This window comes from Kushneria indalinina DSM 14324 (assembly GCF_003385845.1).
Taxonomy (GTDB): Bacteria; Pseudomonadota; Gammaproteobacteria; order Pseudomonadales; family Halomonadaceae; genus Kushneria; species Kushneria indalinina.
On sequence record NZ_QRDJ01000006.1, the window covers coordinates 215,363 to 228,449 of the forward strand.

Annotated in this window: 13 protein-coding genes and 1 pseudogene; 9 read left to right on the forward strand and 5 right to left on the reverse strand. The window is 57.5% G+C overall.

Annotated elements, in window-relative coordinates; all coding sequences use genetic code 11:
• The first annotated feature begins 105 nt into the window (after window positions 1-105).
• Window positions 106-1,680, forward strand: a complete 1,575-nt coding sequence (gene guaA, locus C8D72_RS01025; protein WP_115852570.1) for a glutamine-hydrolyzing GMP synthase — start codon at window positions 106-108, stop codon at window positions 1,678-1,680.
• Between the two features lie 50 nt (window positions 1,681-1,730).
• Here guaA and C8D72_RS01030 read toward each other — a convergent pair whose 3' ends face one another.
• The gene (locus tag C8D72_RS01030; protein ID WP_115852571.1) at window positions 1,731-2,360 is read right to left on the reverse strand and encodes a LysE family translocator; all 630 of its coding nucleotides are present in this window, start codon (window positions 2,358-2,360) and stop codon (window positions 1,731-1,733) included.
• 103 nt (window positions 2,361-2,463) lie between these two features.
• On the opposite strand from C8D72_RS01030, the pseudogene C8D72_RS01035 reads away from it, so the two are divergent.
• From C8D72_RS01035 to C8D72_RS17295, 3 genes and pseudogenes are all read left to right on the forward strand, one after another.
• Window positions 2,464-2,613 (forward strand): annotated as a pseudogene (locus tag C8D72_RS01035) (GMP synthase (glutamine-hydrolyzing)); the annotation flags it as partial.
• A gap of 121 nt (window positions 2,614-2,734) precedes the next feature.
• Complete coding sequence (locus C8D72_RS17290; RefSeq protein WP_147301485.1) at window positions 2,735-3,547, forward strand: protein kinase family protein; 813 nt, start codon at window positions 2,735-2,737, stop codon at window positions 3,545-3,547.
• Window positions 3,544-4,329 carry a hypothetical protein gene (locus tag C8D72_RS17295; RefSeq protein ID WP_147301486.1) on the forward strand — a complete coding sequence of 262 codons (786 nt, stop codon included), beginning with the start codon at window positions 3,544-3,546 and terminating at the stop codon, window positions 4,327-4,329. Before C8D72_RS17290 ends, C8D72_RS17295 begins: the two co-directional genes overlap by 4 nt.
• Before the next feature lie 273 nt (window positions 4,330-4,602).
• On the opposite strand, the gene C8D72_RS01045 is transcribed toward C8D72_RS17295, so the two are convergent.
• Entirely contained in the window at window positions 4,603-5,199 is a 597-nt protein-coding gene (locus C8D72_RS01045) for an NUDIX domain-containing protein (RefSeq protein ID WP_115852573.1), read from the reverse strand.
• 106 nt (window positions 5,200-5,305) lie between these two features.
• On the opposite strand from C8D72_RS01045, the gene C8D72_RS01050 reads away from it, so the two are divergent.
• Window positions 5,306-6,061: a DeoR/GlpR family DNA-binding transcription regulator gene (locus C8D72_RS01050; RefSeq protein WP_115852574.1), complete on the forward strand. Its 756-nt coding sequence runs from the start codon at window positions 5,306-5,308 to the stop codon at window positions 6,059-6,061.
• A gap of 132 nt (window positions 6,062-6,193) precedes the next feature.
• Here C8D72_RS01050 and C8D72_RS01055 read toward each other — a convergent pair whose 3' ends face one another.
• Complete coding sequence (locus C8D72_RS01055) at window positions 6,194-7,366, reverse strand: MFS transporter (protein ID WP_115852575.1); 1,173 nt, start codon at window positions 7,364-7,366, stop codon at window positions 6,194-6,196.
• Between the two features lie 112 nt (window positions 7,367-7,478).
• On the opposite strand from C8D72_RS01055, the gene C8D72_RS01060 reads away from it, so the two are divergent.
• Window positions 7,479-8,336 (forward strand): helix-turn-helix transcriptional regulator, encoded by an 858-nt coding sequence (locus tag C8D72_RS01060; RefSeq protein ID WP_115852576.1) that lies wholly within the window; start codon window positions 7,479-7,481, stop codon window positions 8,334-8,336.
• Here the strand turns inward: C8D72_RS01060 and C8D72_RS01065 are convergent.
• Window positions 8,310-8,804, reverse strand: coding sequence for a GNAT family N-acetyltransferase (locus C8D72_RS01065; RefSeq protein WP_115852577.1), 495 nt, complete (start codon window positions 8,802-8,804; stop codon window positions 8,310-8,312). The two genes, C8D72_RS01060 and C8D72_RS01065, sit on opposite strands and share 27 nt — an antisense overlap.
• Before the next feature lie 48 nt (window positions 8,805-8,852).
• Here C8D72_RS01065 and C8D72_RS17485 point away from each other — a divergent pair, with 48 nt between their 5' ends.
• From C8D72_RS17485 to C8D72_RS01075, 3 genes are all read left to right on the forward strand, one after another.
• Complete coding sequence (locus C8D72_RS17485) at window positions 8,853-9,017, forward strand: hypothetical protein (RefSeq protein WP_170140455.1); 165 nt, start codon at window positions 8,853-8,855, stop codon at window positions 9,015-9,017.
• 287 nt (window positions 9,018-9,304) lie between these two features.
• The gene (locus tag C8D72_RS01070; RefSeq protein ID WP_115852578.1) at window positions 9,305-10,306 is read left to right on the forward strand and encodes an arabinan endo-1,5-alpha-L-arabinosidase; all 1,002 of its coding nucleotides are present in this window, start codon (window positions 9,305-9,307) and stop codon (window positions 10,304-10,306) included.
• Between the two features lie 171 nt (window positions 10,307-10,477).
• The gene (locus C8D72_RS01075; protein ID WP_115852579.1) at window positions 10,478-11,482 is read left to right on the forward strand and encodes a virulence RhuM family protein/type II toxin-antitoxin system death-on-curing family toxin; all 1,005 of its coding nucleotides are present in this window, start codon (window positions 10,478-10,480) and stop codon (window positions 11,480-11,482) included.
• A 40-nt stretch (window positions 11,483-11,522) separates the two neighbouring features.
• Here C8D72_RS01075 and C8D72_RS01080 read toward each other — a convergent pair whose 3' ends face one another.
• The gene (locus C8D72_RS01080) at window positions 11,523-13,031 is read right to left on the reverse strand and encodes a DUF2252 domain-containing protein (RefSeq protein WP_115852580.1); all 1,509 of its coding nucleotides are present in this window, start codon (window positions 13,029-13,031) and stop codon (window positions 11,523-11,525) included.
• Between the last annotated feature and the right edge of the window lie 56 nt (window positions 13,032-13,087).

The following is a 13,087-nucleotide window of genomic DNA, read 5'->3' on the forward strand; positions in this document are numbered from 1 at the left end:
CGCGGGCAGGGCACGTTCACCGGCTGCCGGGCAGTTCAGTATCAAGAGCGGGAGGCGAAAGCTTCCCGCTCGCTGTTTATATCCTCGCCGTAGTAGAGAGATCCCATGACCGACATTCACGCCCACAAGATCCTGATTCTCGATTTTGGCTCCCAGTACACCCAGCTGATCGCCCGCCGCGTGCGCGAGATCGGGGTCTATTCGGAAGTGCGCGCCTTCGACATCACCGAAGAAGAGATCCGCGAGTACAACCCCAACGGCATCATCCTCTCCGGCGGGCCGGAGTCGGTCGCCGAGCTGGACTCCCCGCGCGCGCCGCAGTGCGTTTTCGAGATGGGGCTGCCGGTGTTCGGCATCTGCTACGGCATGCAGACCATGGCCGCCCAGATGGGCGGCGCCACCGAAGGCTCGGACAAGCGGGAATTCGGCTACGCCCAGATCAGCGTCTCCGCCGAAGACGATCTGCTCGGTGGCATCAAGGACCACATCGGTGATCGCGGCGATGCACTTTTGGACGTGTGGATGAGCCACGGCGACAAGGTCGCCCGCGTGCCCGACGAGTTCGAGATCACCGCCTCGACGCCGAGCTGCCCGATCGCCGCCATGAGCTGGGCCGACAAGCGCCTCTATGCGGTGCAGTTCCACCCGGAAGTGACCCACACCACCCAGGGCCAGCGCATTCTGGAGCGTTTCGTGCTCGAGATCTGCGGCTGTGAGCGGCTCTGGACCCCGGCGAAAATCATCGAAGACCTCGCCGAGCGTGTCCGCGAACAGGTCGGCGACCGTCACGTGCTGCTCGGCCTCTCCGGCGGGGTGGATTCCTCCGTGGTGGCAGCCCTGCTGCACAAGGCGATCGGCGATCAGCTCACCTGCGTATTCGTCGACAACGGCCTGCTCCGCAAGGACGAAGGCGCCCAGGTCATGGACACCTTCTCCCAGCACATGGGCGTGCGCGTCATTCGCGTCGATGCCGAAGACGAGTTCCTCGGCCGGCTGAAAGGCGTTGATGACCCGGAGCAGAAGCGCAAGCTGATCGGCAACACCTTTATCGACGTGTTCGACCGCGAAGCCGCGAAGATCGACGGCGTCGACTTCCTCGCTCAGGGCACCATCTACCCGGACGTGATTGAATCCGCCGCCTCCAAGACCGGCAAGGCGCATGTGATCAAGTCGCACCACAACGTCGGCGGCCTGCCGGAGACCATGAAGCTCAAGCTGGTCGAACCGCTGCGCGAACTGTTCAAGGACGAAGTGCGCAAGCTCGGCCTCGAACTCGGCCTGCCGTATGACATGGTCTACCGTCACCCGTTTCCCGGGCCGGGCCTGGGCGTGCGCATTCTCGGTGAGGTGAAGAAAGAGTACGCCGACATCCTGCGCGAGGCGGACGCCATCTTCATCGAAGAGCTGCACAACTTTGACTGGTACCACAAGACCAGCCAGGCCTTCGCCGTGTTCCTGCCGGTGCGCTCCGTCGGCGTGGTGGGGGATGGCCGCCGCTACGAATGGGTTATCGCCATTCGCGCGGTCGAAACCATCGACTTCATGACCGCCCGCTGGGCGCACCTGCCGTATGAGCTGCTGGAGAAGGTCTCCGGTCGCATCATCAACGAGATCAGCGGCGTGTCCCGCGTGACGTATGACGTGAGCAGCAAGCCACCCGCGACGATCGAGTGGGAATGAGGGTGTAGCAGCCTGACTGAGTTGAAAAGCCCGCCAATTGGCGGGCTTTTTTATGCTCGGCTGCCGAGCAGGCGTAGGCCCATGCCGATAAACAGCATCCCGGTCAGGCGATTAAACCGTGCTTTCCAGCGTTGGCCGCTGAAGTAATGGCCGATCCTTTTAACGCCCAGTACATAACCGCTGTGCACGGTAATGACGATGCCGGCAATGGTTAGATACATGATTGCGAACTGCCCCGTCAGACCGTGCGCGTGGTCAATGAACTGCGGCAGGAAGGCAGAGAGAAACAGCAGCGTTTTGGGATTGCTGATCGAGACCAGAAAGGCCTCCAGCCACAGAGAGGAATGTCGCCGTGATGGCTCGATGGTTACCGCCGCGTCAGAGCGCTGCTTTCTGAATGACGCCAGCAGCTGCCTTGAGCCTAGAAACATCAGATATGCCGCACCGATTACCTTCAATATCGTAAACGCTACGGGAAGCGTGCTGAGCAGCGTACCGATCCCCAATGCGACTAATGCAATCGTGATGAGCTGGGCTATGAGATTGCCGGTCAGCGCAATCAACACGCCCGGCACGCCGTGGCGCAGGCCATTACGAATCACCAGCAGCACATTGGGCCCCGGCGACAGGGTGACCAGCAAATAGGCCAGAAAGAATGCCAGCCAGAGATGCAGAGACATACGGTGCTTTTCCTTGTTGTTATCAAGCGAGCCGCTGAACTGCGAGTGTGCGATGGGGAGGAGCGTTTGTCACTTATATAATAAATGGTTGCCCTGCGCGCGGGTCGAAACCATCGACTTCATGACCGCCCGCTGGGTGCACCTGCCATATGCACTGCTGGAGTAGGCCTCCGGTCGCATCATCAACGAGATCAGCGGCGTGTCGCGTGTGACCTATGACGTCAGCAGTAAGCCGCCCGCGACGATTCAGTAGGAATGAGGTTGTAGTTACCTGACAGAATGACAAAGCCCGCCAATTGGCGAGCTTTTTTGTTGTTTTTTTAAGGTGCCGTTATGATAAAAAGTAGAAAGCTATAGTTAACCAGAGAAAAGCAATGACTTTGAATGAGGGCGTTCTCCTTGCAGGTATGGAGTTGTCGAAACTTCCTTCGACATGGGGCATATATAAAGGAGATGTAGAAAAAAGTAATGGCGAAATTGTAAGTGTTTATCTTAAGCCTGCACTTCCTCCTAGGCTTGCATTTAGAGAGTTTTTTGCTGCTTTTTTTGCAAAGTTAATAGATATATCTACTCCAGATCCTTACTTGGTTTTTATTCCAGAGGATTATGGTTTGGTAATAGGAAAGCGGAATGTTTCTGGAAGTTATTGTTTTGCTATGGAGATTAAGCAATACCCAGATATGAGTCGGAATTTTTCTGGAGAATTTTTTAATAATAGAGCATTTTCAGAAAGTTTCCTTAGAAGAGGTGATGTCGCTTTAATGGGGATTTTTGATGAAATTTTATATAATCAAGATCGCCATCATGAAAATGTATTGTTCGATGGTGAAAATATATTTCTAATTGATCATGAGTATATTCTGGATGGGGATTGTGGAAATTCAGAGTTAGGGGCTAAAAATTGGATGTGGTCTATTGCAAAAAATGCAAGTGAGTTGAGTTTTAAAAGAGTGGAAAAAAAGGTTTTTGAGCTGTTGAGGATCAAGGGTTATGAAAAAATGCCGAATGTTGCTTATCATAATTTATGGAAGCAGTTGCTCGAGGTTCACAACAAGCTGGGGGTTAATAAAAGAAATGCCCTTAAGCTTGATGCGTTAATTTATTGTCGTCGTTCTAGAAACGTGTTGAGTTTAACTAGAAGGACGCACGATAGTCATAAATTAAACCAATTGGGTTTTCCTGTATGAAAGACAAAGTTGTTTTGAATTGGTGGCCAATATATTTAGAACCCATACTCGACTCAGACGAAAAAATTTGTGTTGGTGTTTGTTATGAAAGCCCGCTTGAAGGTTTTTTTTATAAAAAAACTTTAAAGAAAAGTTTGTCAGATGCCTTTTTTAAAGAGCGAAAATCTGCAGTTTCGAATTTGGCAGAATATGCATGTGAATATGCGATCGATTTGCTAAGAAAACAAAATAAAATCGAGGGTTTGGAAGTTGCCCCTGGGATCTATTTGGGTAGGAAGAGGTTGGCTGAAGGTTATGAACTCCATGAGATTCATACAAGAGTATTGCGCAAGGTTTCTTTTTTCAGTTATCTGGATTTTTATCAAAAACAAGCTGTAAGTTCGGAGGCTCAGAAAGGTTTTGCTGATTTTGTTCAAGATCATTTGCTGAAAAGAAATTCTAATTTGGCTGCCTTTTTTAATCGCCAGCTTCGAGTATCTGGAGCAGTTAGAACTTTTGATTTTGCAGATAAAGCTGGCAGGTTGGCTACTAATTTTTACGTCTTTCAAAGAAATAGTAGGATATATAAAGCTGAGGTTTCATGTTTAGAGTTAAGCATGGTGAAGAGTAGTTATAAAAAAGTTTCTTTGGTGGCAATGGTTGATCCTGATTATAATTCCAAAGCAAAAAGGTTAAGAAGCTATAAAGAAGTAGAGGGTGTGGCTGAACATTTAAATGTTTTTTTTAGGGTAGTCGAAAGCCCGGAGGAAGCAGCAAACTATTTGCAGGAAAATGCAGCTTGAAAATTTATAGTTAATTATCATTGTCGAAAAAATCTTAGTTATTACCCAGATGGCTCAATTGATGCCGCCGGCCCATGTCTCGATCTGCGCCGGAATGTAATCCTTGGAGACCACTTCAAATACGGCGCGCTGAAAGAGTGCGAGCGTGACATCGGCGTCATCAACGGTGTAACGGCAAACGAAGATAGCAGGCAGGTCGCTATGGTTTATGAGTCACAACACTTACTGACTCACCGTACGAGCTGGTGAGCCAGTAATGATTGAAGGGAAATCTCAAGCCGCACTAACCGTCGCCACACGCAGCGCCGCATGCTGCAACAGCATGATAGTTTTGCCATCGACAATCTCGCCGGTGCGAATCATCTCCAGCGCCTTATCCAGAGGTAGTTCCAGCACTTCGATATCCTCGCCTTCATCCTCAAGCCCGCCACCCTTGCCGGTTTTCAGACTGTCGTCGTAATCGGCGATAAAGAAAAAGAGCTTCTCCGTAACCGAGCCCGGGCTCATAAAGGCTTCAAACACCTTCTCGACGTGCTGAATGCGATAGCCGGTCTCTTCCTCGACTTCCGCGCGAATACGCTCCTCGGGCGAGGCGTGATCCAGCAGGCCCGCCGCGGTCTCGATCAGCATGCCGTGATGGTTGTTCACAAAGGCGGGGAAGCGAAACTGGCGCGTCAGTACTACCGTCTGTCGCTCGCGATTGAACAATAAAATGGTCGCGCCGTTGCCGCGGTCATAGGTTTCCCGGCTCTGGCGCTGCCAGGTATTGTCCCGCCGTAAATAATCAAACGTGGTCTTTTTCAACGTGTACCAGTCATCCGACAGGACTCTGGTCTCGATGATGTTTACCCGGTGCTCGGTAGCGCTCATGGTGTTTTCTCACGGCATGACAGAGAAAATCATGTTATCGTGCGGTTTCGTGCAAAAACAAGATAATTCGTGCAGAGAGTCCACTCGTGCAAAGAGCCAATAGCGCATGCTGACCCATCAACGGAAAAACGAGATTCTGGCGCGCCTGAAGCGGGAAGGGCAGGTGATCGCCAAAACCCTGAGCGAAAGCTTTGGCGTATCGGAAGACACCATCCGGCGTGACCTGCGCGAGCTGGCCGCTGATGGACTGTTGCAGCGCGTGCATGGCGGTGCGCTGCCGGCGTCTCCGGCCGTGGCGGATTTCGCCCAACGCCAGAGCATCGAGTCGGACACCAAGCGCGCCGTTGCCGCGGCCGCGGCCAAAATGGTGTCACCCGGTCAGGTGGTGATTCTGGATGGCGGCACCACGGCGGTGGAGATGGCCCGACAGTTGCCGCGGGACTTGACGGCCACGGTGGTCACCCACAGCCCGAGCATTGCCGTCGAGCTGGTCAATCATCCGGGGATCGAGGTCATCATCATCGGCGGGCGGCTGTTCAAGCACTCCATCGTGACGGTGGGTACGGCCGCCATGGAGGCGCTGTCGCACATTCGGGCGGATGTCTACTTCATGGGCGTGACCGGCGTGCACGCCACCGCCGGTTTGAGTACGGGCGATCTGGAAGAGGCCTACATGAAGCGGGCGCTGTCAGCCCATGCGGCCGAAACGGTGGTGATGGCGTCTTCCGACAAGATCAATGCCGCCTCGCCGTACATGATCGGCGAGCTGAACCTGGCCAGTAGCATCATCGTGGAAAAGAGTACGGAGGCGGCCTTGACCGAGCCGCTGGCCGCTGCCGGCGTTACGATCGTTTTGGCCTGACGCGCAAGGCGCCAGGTATCTGTCGGCTCGGATCAAATGCCTATTTTGTGCAGTGCGTCAGTACTGACTGGTTCCGGGAAAGTGGCAGCGGCTCATTGGCGGTGCCACTTTCCCGTTTTGTCAGTGTAAGCTCTAAGCTCTTGTTGGTAAGGCTGATTTCCTGCTGACTCCAAACGAGCAGACGCCCAATCCAAAAAGCCCCAGCACACCGGCCCCCACAGCCAGCCCCCACACAGGCCATCCCAGCGAGAGCCACACGCCACCGGTTCCGGCGCCCAGTGCACTGCCGAGATAGAGCGCGGATTCATTCAGCGCTACGGCCAGATGGCCATCGCCGTTGCTTTCCCGCGTCGTCATGAGTGCGCTGTTCTGCGGTACCTGTAGCGCCCAGCCCACGGCGCCCCAGATTACGACGGGCAAAAGCCCCAGCCATGAGTTCAGCGAAAGCGCCAGTGGCAGGGCGATGAGAGACAGCCCCAGCAGCGCCATGATGCCGGTGGTGATCTGCATGTTAGTGAACCGATCGGCCAGCGACCCGACCAGAAAACTGCCCAATACGCCACCTACCCCCCAGACCCACAAAAAGGGCATCACGCTCTGCGCGGTATAGGCCCTGATCAGCGGTGCCATGAAGGTATAAAGCCCGAGACTTGCCACGGCGGCCAGCAGTGAAATGCTTAAAAGCCGTACCACATGACCATCCTTTAAAATGCCGAGCTTCTGCTTGATCGAACTTTGGGCTACCGGCGACAGGGCCGGCAGCCATCGCATCAGACCGAGCAGCGCGACGGCCCCGATCAGGCTGATTAACCACAGCGCCGCCTGCCAGCCGAGTTGGTTTGCCAGCCAGAGCCCGGCTGGCACGCCAAGCACGGTGCCGCTGGCCATGCCACCCATGATGATGGCGATGGTGCGTCCGCGCTGGTGATCAAGGGCCAGCCGTGAAGCGGCGGCGATGCCCAGCGCCAGATAGGTGCCGGCGGACAAGCCTGCCACGGCGCGCAGCACCATGAGCGTGATCATGTTCGGAGCCATGGCACTCAGCGCATTGGAAACGACGAACAGCGCCAGCATGGCAAGCAGGCCGGCACGCTGACGATGGGTGGGCAGTAGCGCCACCATGATGGGTGAGCCGATGGCATAGGCGAGCGTAAAGGCCGTCACCAGCTGCGCGGCGAGTGCCGTGGTCACGGCAAAATCCTGCTCGATCAACGGGATGAGTCCCGCTGTCACGTAAGAGGCCATGCCAAGTGCGAAGGCACCGGCGGCAATCAAACAGGTAATAATGTTGGATACGGCAAACATGGGCGCACTCCGGAAGACCAGTCTCAGGTCGGTTGAGGAAAGTGAGCCGAGTTTGATGGTAGGGTGAGGGGGTTACAATTTAACCACTTATGCTATTACTACGAGTAATCCCATGACGCCTTCCCGCACGCTGGATCGCACCCGCCACGAATTGGCCCAGTTTTTGATGACCCGGCGGGCGAGGGTCTCGCCGCAGGAGGCCGGTCTGCCGACCGGACAACGCCGTCGAACGCCGGGCCTTCGTCGTGAAGAGGTTGCAGCACTGGCGGGGGTTGGGGTCACCTGGTATACGTGGCTCGAGCAGGGCCGCGAAATCAACGTCTCGGCCCGGTTTCTGGACAATCTTTCCCGCGCGCTAAGACTCGATGCCGCCGAGCGGCGCCATCTGTTTCTGCTCACCCATCAGCGCCCGCCGGTGGAACCCGGCCAGACCTGGTGCGAGGTGCCTTCGCTGATAAAACGCCTCATGGCGGATCTGCCGCAGCGGCCCTGTTACGTGCTCAACCTGCGCTGGGACGTTTTAACGTGGAACGAGGCAGGGGATCGGCTGTTCAACTTTTCTGATCAGCCGCCCGAGCAGCGCAATCTGTTGTGGATGCTGTTCACCGAGCCCGCCATGCAGACTCTGATTGACGACTGGGACAATCAGGCAAGCGCCATTCTTTCCAGCTTTCGACGCGATTACGCCAGGGCCTCTGATGACCCGGCCATACAGTCGCTGGTGCAGATGTTAGAAGGCGTCTCGGCAACCTTTAGAACGCTCTGGCATCAGCACGATGTGCATGCACCCTGTCAGGGCAGGCGCTGGCTGAACATCGAAGACATCGGGCCGGTCGAGTTTGAGCATACTTCCCTGATCATCGATGAATCCCGCCATCTGCGGCTGGTCTATTACGCCGCACTTGAAGGCCAGCCCGGCGTGCCACGTCTGCTGGAAAGGCTGTCAGGCAGTGGCGGCGGTGCCGTGTAGCACTTTCTCCATCCAGAAGTTCTTCAATACCTCCCCACGGCGTTTCATCGTCTGCTTTGTTACGACGTTAAACCCCCGCGCCTCGAAAAAGGGCCGGCCGGCCAGGCTGGCCTCGGTCGTCACGCGCGTAATCCCACGCCGTTGGGCCGCCTGCTCGACAACACTTAAAAGCGCACTTGCCACGCCGCGGCGCTGATAATCCGGGCTGACAAACAGCATATCGAGATGGCCCCTGTCCGTGAGGCTGGCAAAGCCCGCTGGCGTGTCATCGATCATGGCGAGCCATGTGGACTGGCGCGCAAGCGTTATGGCCCAGAGGGTCCGGTCGATGCCGCCGGCCCACGCTTCAAGCTGCGCCGGGGTGTAGTCCCGGGCGGCCACTTCCCGCACGGCGCGTTGAAAAAGGGCGAGCGTGATATCGGCGTCATCGGCGCGGTAGTCACGAATGCCTAAAGTGTCCGTCGCCATGGCAGCTATCCTTGAACAAAGCGTTTTGGTACGAGCCGGGAGGCTGTCATGAGCACACTATTGAACAACTGGCCGTTCATTGTCGGGCTGATCCTGTTGCCGATCGGGGTGGGCATGGTGGTGGTCGGGGGTTATGTTCGCATCTTTCGCGCGGTACTGGTGGGGGCAGGGCTGCTGCTGGCGGCGGCCGTCATCCTGCTGATGAGCCCATAAACGCACCGCTATCCATCGCGCACTGCACGCCGCGAACCGAAAGAAGGCGCCTCACCCGGGGCGCCTTCTTCGTTTCATCAGCATCGGTTAATACTTATGGCGCATTGATCCTGCGCTGGCGCATCGGCAACGCTTGTATCGCGATATTGCTATATCCGGTTTTCCTGAACGCCAATGCCGGCCGGATGGAGGCCAGCGTTATCGCCCCATGGTCATCGCTTATCCCGCCGCGTCGAGCCCGCGATGATCCCGCTTCGCGCTCCTGCCACCAGCCAAAGAGATTGCCCATGAAAGGGTTGATACCCATTACCACCTCACTGCTGCTCGGTGCTGGCCTGCTCTCCACCGTGCACGCCGCTCAGGTCGAAGTGCATGATCCCGTTATGGCCCGCGAAAATGGCACGTATTACGTGTTCAGCACCGGCCCCGGCATCGATATCTACGCCTCCGACAACCTGAAACAGTGGCGCCATGCCGATCGCATTTTCAGCGGTGAGCCGAGCGACCCGCCTTGGGCGACGTCGGTCGCGCCGGCGTTTGACGGCCATGTCTGGGCGCCGGACATCGTCGAGAAAAACGACCGCTATTATCTCTACTACTCGGTGTCGGCGTTCGGCAAGAACACCTCAGGGATAGGCGTGACCGTCAACGAGACGCTCGACCCCGAGGCCGAGAACTATCAATGGCAGGATCAGGGCCTCGTGCTGCAGTCCGAACCCGGTCAGGAGAACTGGAATGCCATCGATCCGGCGGTCATCGAGGATGACAACGGCACGCCCTGGATGAGCTTTGGCTCGTTCTGGGGCGGGCTGAAGCTGGTGCAGCTTGATGAGGACATGACAGGGCTCGCCCAGCAGGGAGAAATCCTCGATCTCGCCACGCGCCCGAACAGCGAGGAAAACGCCATCGAAGCGCCGTTCATCTTCAAAAGGGACGGCTACTACTACCTGTTCGCCTCCTTTGGGTTCTGCTGCCGCGGGGCGGACAGCACCTACCGGCTGGTGGTGGGGCGCAGTGACAGCGTGCAGGGGCCCTATGTGGATAGAGCGGGCGTGTCGATGATGGAAGGCGGCGGCACCCTGGTGCTGGAGGGCACCGAGGACTGGCCCGGACTGGGGCACAACGCGGTCTACACCTTCGATGACCGGGACTATATGGTGTTCCACGCCTATGAAGCCGCCGATGACGGCATCCAGAAGCTGCGCATTCTGGAGGTAGACTGGGACAATGGCTGGCCGGTGGTCGACCCGGGCGATCTCAACGCCAACACCACCGAGCTGATCGAGTAATCCTCCAAGAGGCAGGCAGCAAGCAGGGCGGTCGTTCATGCGCCGTTCTGCCGTGGCCTGTCTCTGCTCACCGTAGAACCCTATCCAGCGGCATCAACGCGCTCCGGGCACGAAGCGCCTGACGGGACATGATAGGGGCACGCAACCGTGGCATTTCGGGACAGAGCCGATATGAGTGAATCACTGCAGATTCTGATTTATGAGGATGCCGAAAAGGCAGTCGATGTACGGCTGGACGAAGGTCGCGAAACGGTATGGCTGACGCAACGGCAGATGGGCGAGGTCTTCGACACCACGCCCGAAAACGTACTCATGCACCTCAAAAACATCTATCGCGATGAAGAGCTGGCCGAGGAAGCAACTACTAAGGATTTCTTAGTAGTTCGGCAGGAAGGCCGCCGAAAGGTGCGCCGTAACCTTCAGCATTACAACCTCGATGCCATTATCTCCGTTGGGTATCGCGTCAACTCACGCCGGGCAGTTCGCTTTCGTCAATGGGCCACGCGCATTCTCCGAGAGCATCTCACCCGAGGCTGGACGCTGCACCAACAGCGTTTTGAGGCCAACGCCCGTGAGCTGGAAGCCGCAATGGCACTGGTGCGCAAGGCAGCGAACAGCCCGGCACTGGATCTGCCGGGTGGCCGCGGGCTGGTAGATATTGTCGCGCGCTACGCCCAGACATTCCTGCTGTTGCAGCGCTATGACGAAGGGCTATTGAGCGACCCTGAAGTGCAGGCGGGCGGTCGGCTTCCTTCGCTCGAGACAGCCCGCCAGGCGCTGGATGAGTTGAAAACCGAGTTGATGGGACGGGGGGAAGCGACCGCGCTGTTTGCCCGGGACCGGGGTGACGGGCTGGCCTCGCTGCTGGGCAACCTGGATCAGTCCGTTTTCGGCGAGCCGGCCTATCCGAGCATCGAATCAAAGGCCGCGCATCTGCTCTATTTCGTGATCAAGAACCACCCGTTCGCCGACGGCAACAAGCGCAGTGCGGCCTTTCTGTTCGTCGACTTTCTGCATCGCAATGATCGCCTGCTCTCATCGACGGGGGACCCTGTGATCAACGATGTCGGCCTGGCGGCGCTGACGCTGCTGGTGGCGGAGTCCGACCCCGCCAACAAGGAGACCATGATCCGACTGATCATGAACATGCTGGCGGGTAGCATCGCGGCGGCATGAATCGCTAAAGGCTGCCTGTCATGCCGGTCTTATAGGCCGCTCACCGATATACCATGTCCAGCTGCGTAAACGCCCCACGCGCGTGATCCTCCTGGAACAGCGCGTGGTCGCGGCGGACGCGCTCGGCGCCCTCTTCGGCAAACATCACCATGTCCTCGGTAAAGAGTTCTTCCGGCCCGATGGCCTCAACAATCGCCGGTTCGATGTCGTAATCCACCCGGCCGGCCTCATCGGAGAGGGCGTGTACGCCAGCAAGTACCTGACCGCAGATGCGGGCGTACGCTTTCCAGTCGCTTTTGGACAGGTCATCCAGGTCGATGCTGTCGCGAAACGGGGCGCGCTCGCGCGATAGATAGCTCTGGCCGTCGAATTCGATATGGCCGTAGAAGCGGTCGCCGCGAATCAGATGCACTGCCTGGGCGTGGCTGATGCGCTCGGCGCGGGTGTTCATCTCGTGGCCATTGGGTGGCACCAGTCCGGTCAGCGCCGAGCGCCGGGCCTGCTTGTACTCGATGATCAGGTCATCGGTGCCGTCACCCTTTGGACCCTCGATCAGCACGTAGTAGCGATCCAGCCCCAGCGAGGCGGTGCCCTGGCCGCGACGGATCGCCACGTCCTTCACCCGCATGTCCGCGCCATCGGATGTCCGGGCGCGCGATGGCACTTCGATATCGTTGTCCCGGATCAGTCGGTCGGTGATCTGCTGAAACTCCTCAATACGAGAGGTGATCGGTACCAGCTTGTCGCTTGAGCGAAAACGCCGGCCGGTCTCGTCGAGATAGTCGTCCCTGAGCCATTTGGAACGCTTCTCATGGGCGCTCTTGAACAGTTTTCGAATCAGCTTCGGGGCGTTGTCAAAACGCATCTCCTCATCCTGCTCGGTGGCCTCGCGGGCGAGGCGCGCCATGGCATCGATATAGCCTTTAATGAAATGGCGCACGATCTTGCTTCGATGTTTGGGCTTGAGCTCGCCCTCGGTCTCGGCGGCAATCATGAAGCCGGTGGCGCCGCGCTTGAGATCCCAGGTGAAGGGGGCGTAACAGGCTTCGTCAAAATCGTTGACCGAGAAGATCGGGACGTTGTTGACGTTGGGCATGATGCCAAAGTTCTCGGGATGCACGTCGCCCAGCGCCAGTACGGTGGGCATCCAGGCGTCATCGCCGGCCATGTCGCGATAAAACAGCAGCGCCGTGCCGCGAAAGAACGAAAAGAGTGAGTCGGAGAGCTGATCAAACTTGAGCGCGGTCTCCTCGGTGCCATCGGCGATGCGGGTCTGATGATCCTCACGCAGGGTCTGGCGCACGTGCAGGCGCCGATCAAACCCGGTGAGCACACGCGGGCGCAGGATGAACTCGCCGTCCGCCACGGCGCTGGCCAGCCGGCGAAAGGTCTCAAGCCGGGTGCCCACCGCCAATGATTCCTGTGCCGGGCCCTCGCGTTCAAGGGCGGCGGCGAGCTCCGCCTTGCTCATTGATGAGCGGCCTTCAATCCCGCGCTGCTGTGCCTGCTCATAGAGCGCCCTGCGAGTCTGGCCTGTCTCTTCGGTCATGCTCACCTCCTGATGGTCCTGATCGTGCTGGTTTTGATCGTGACGGTTCTGATCTT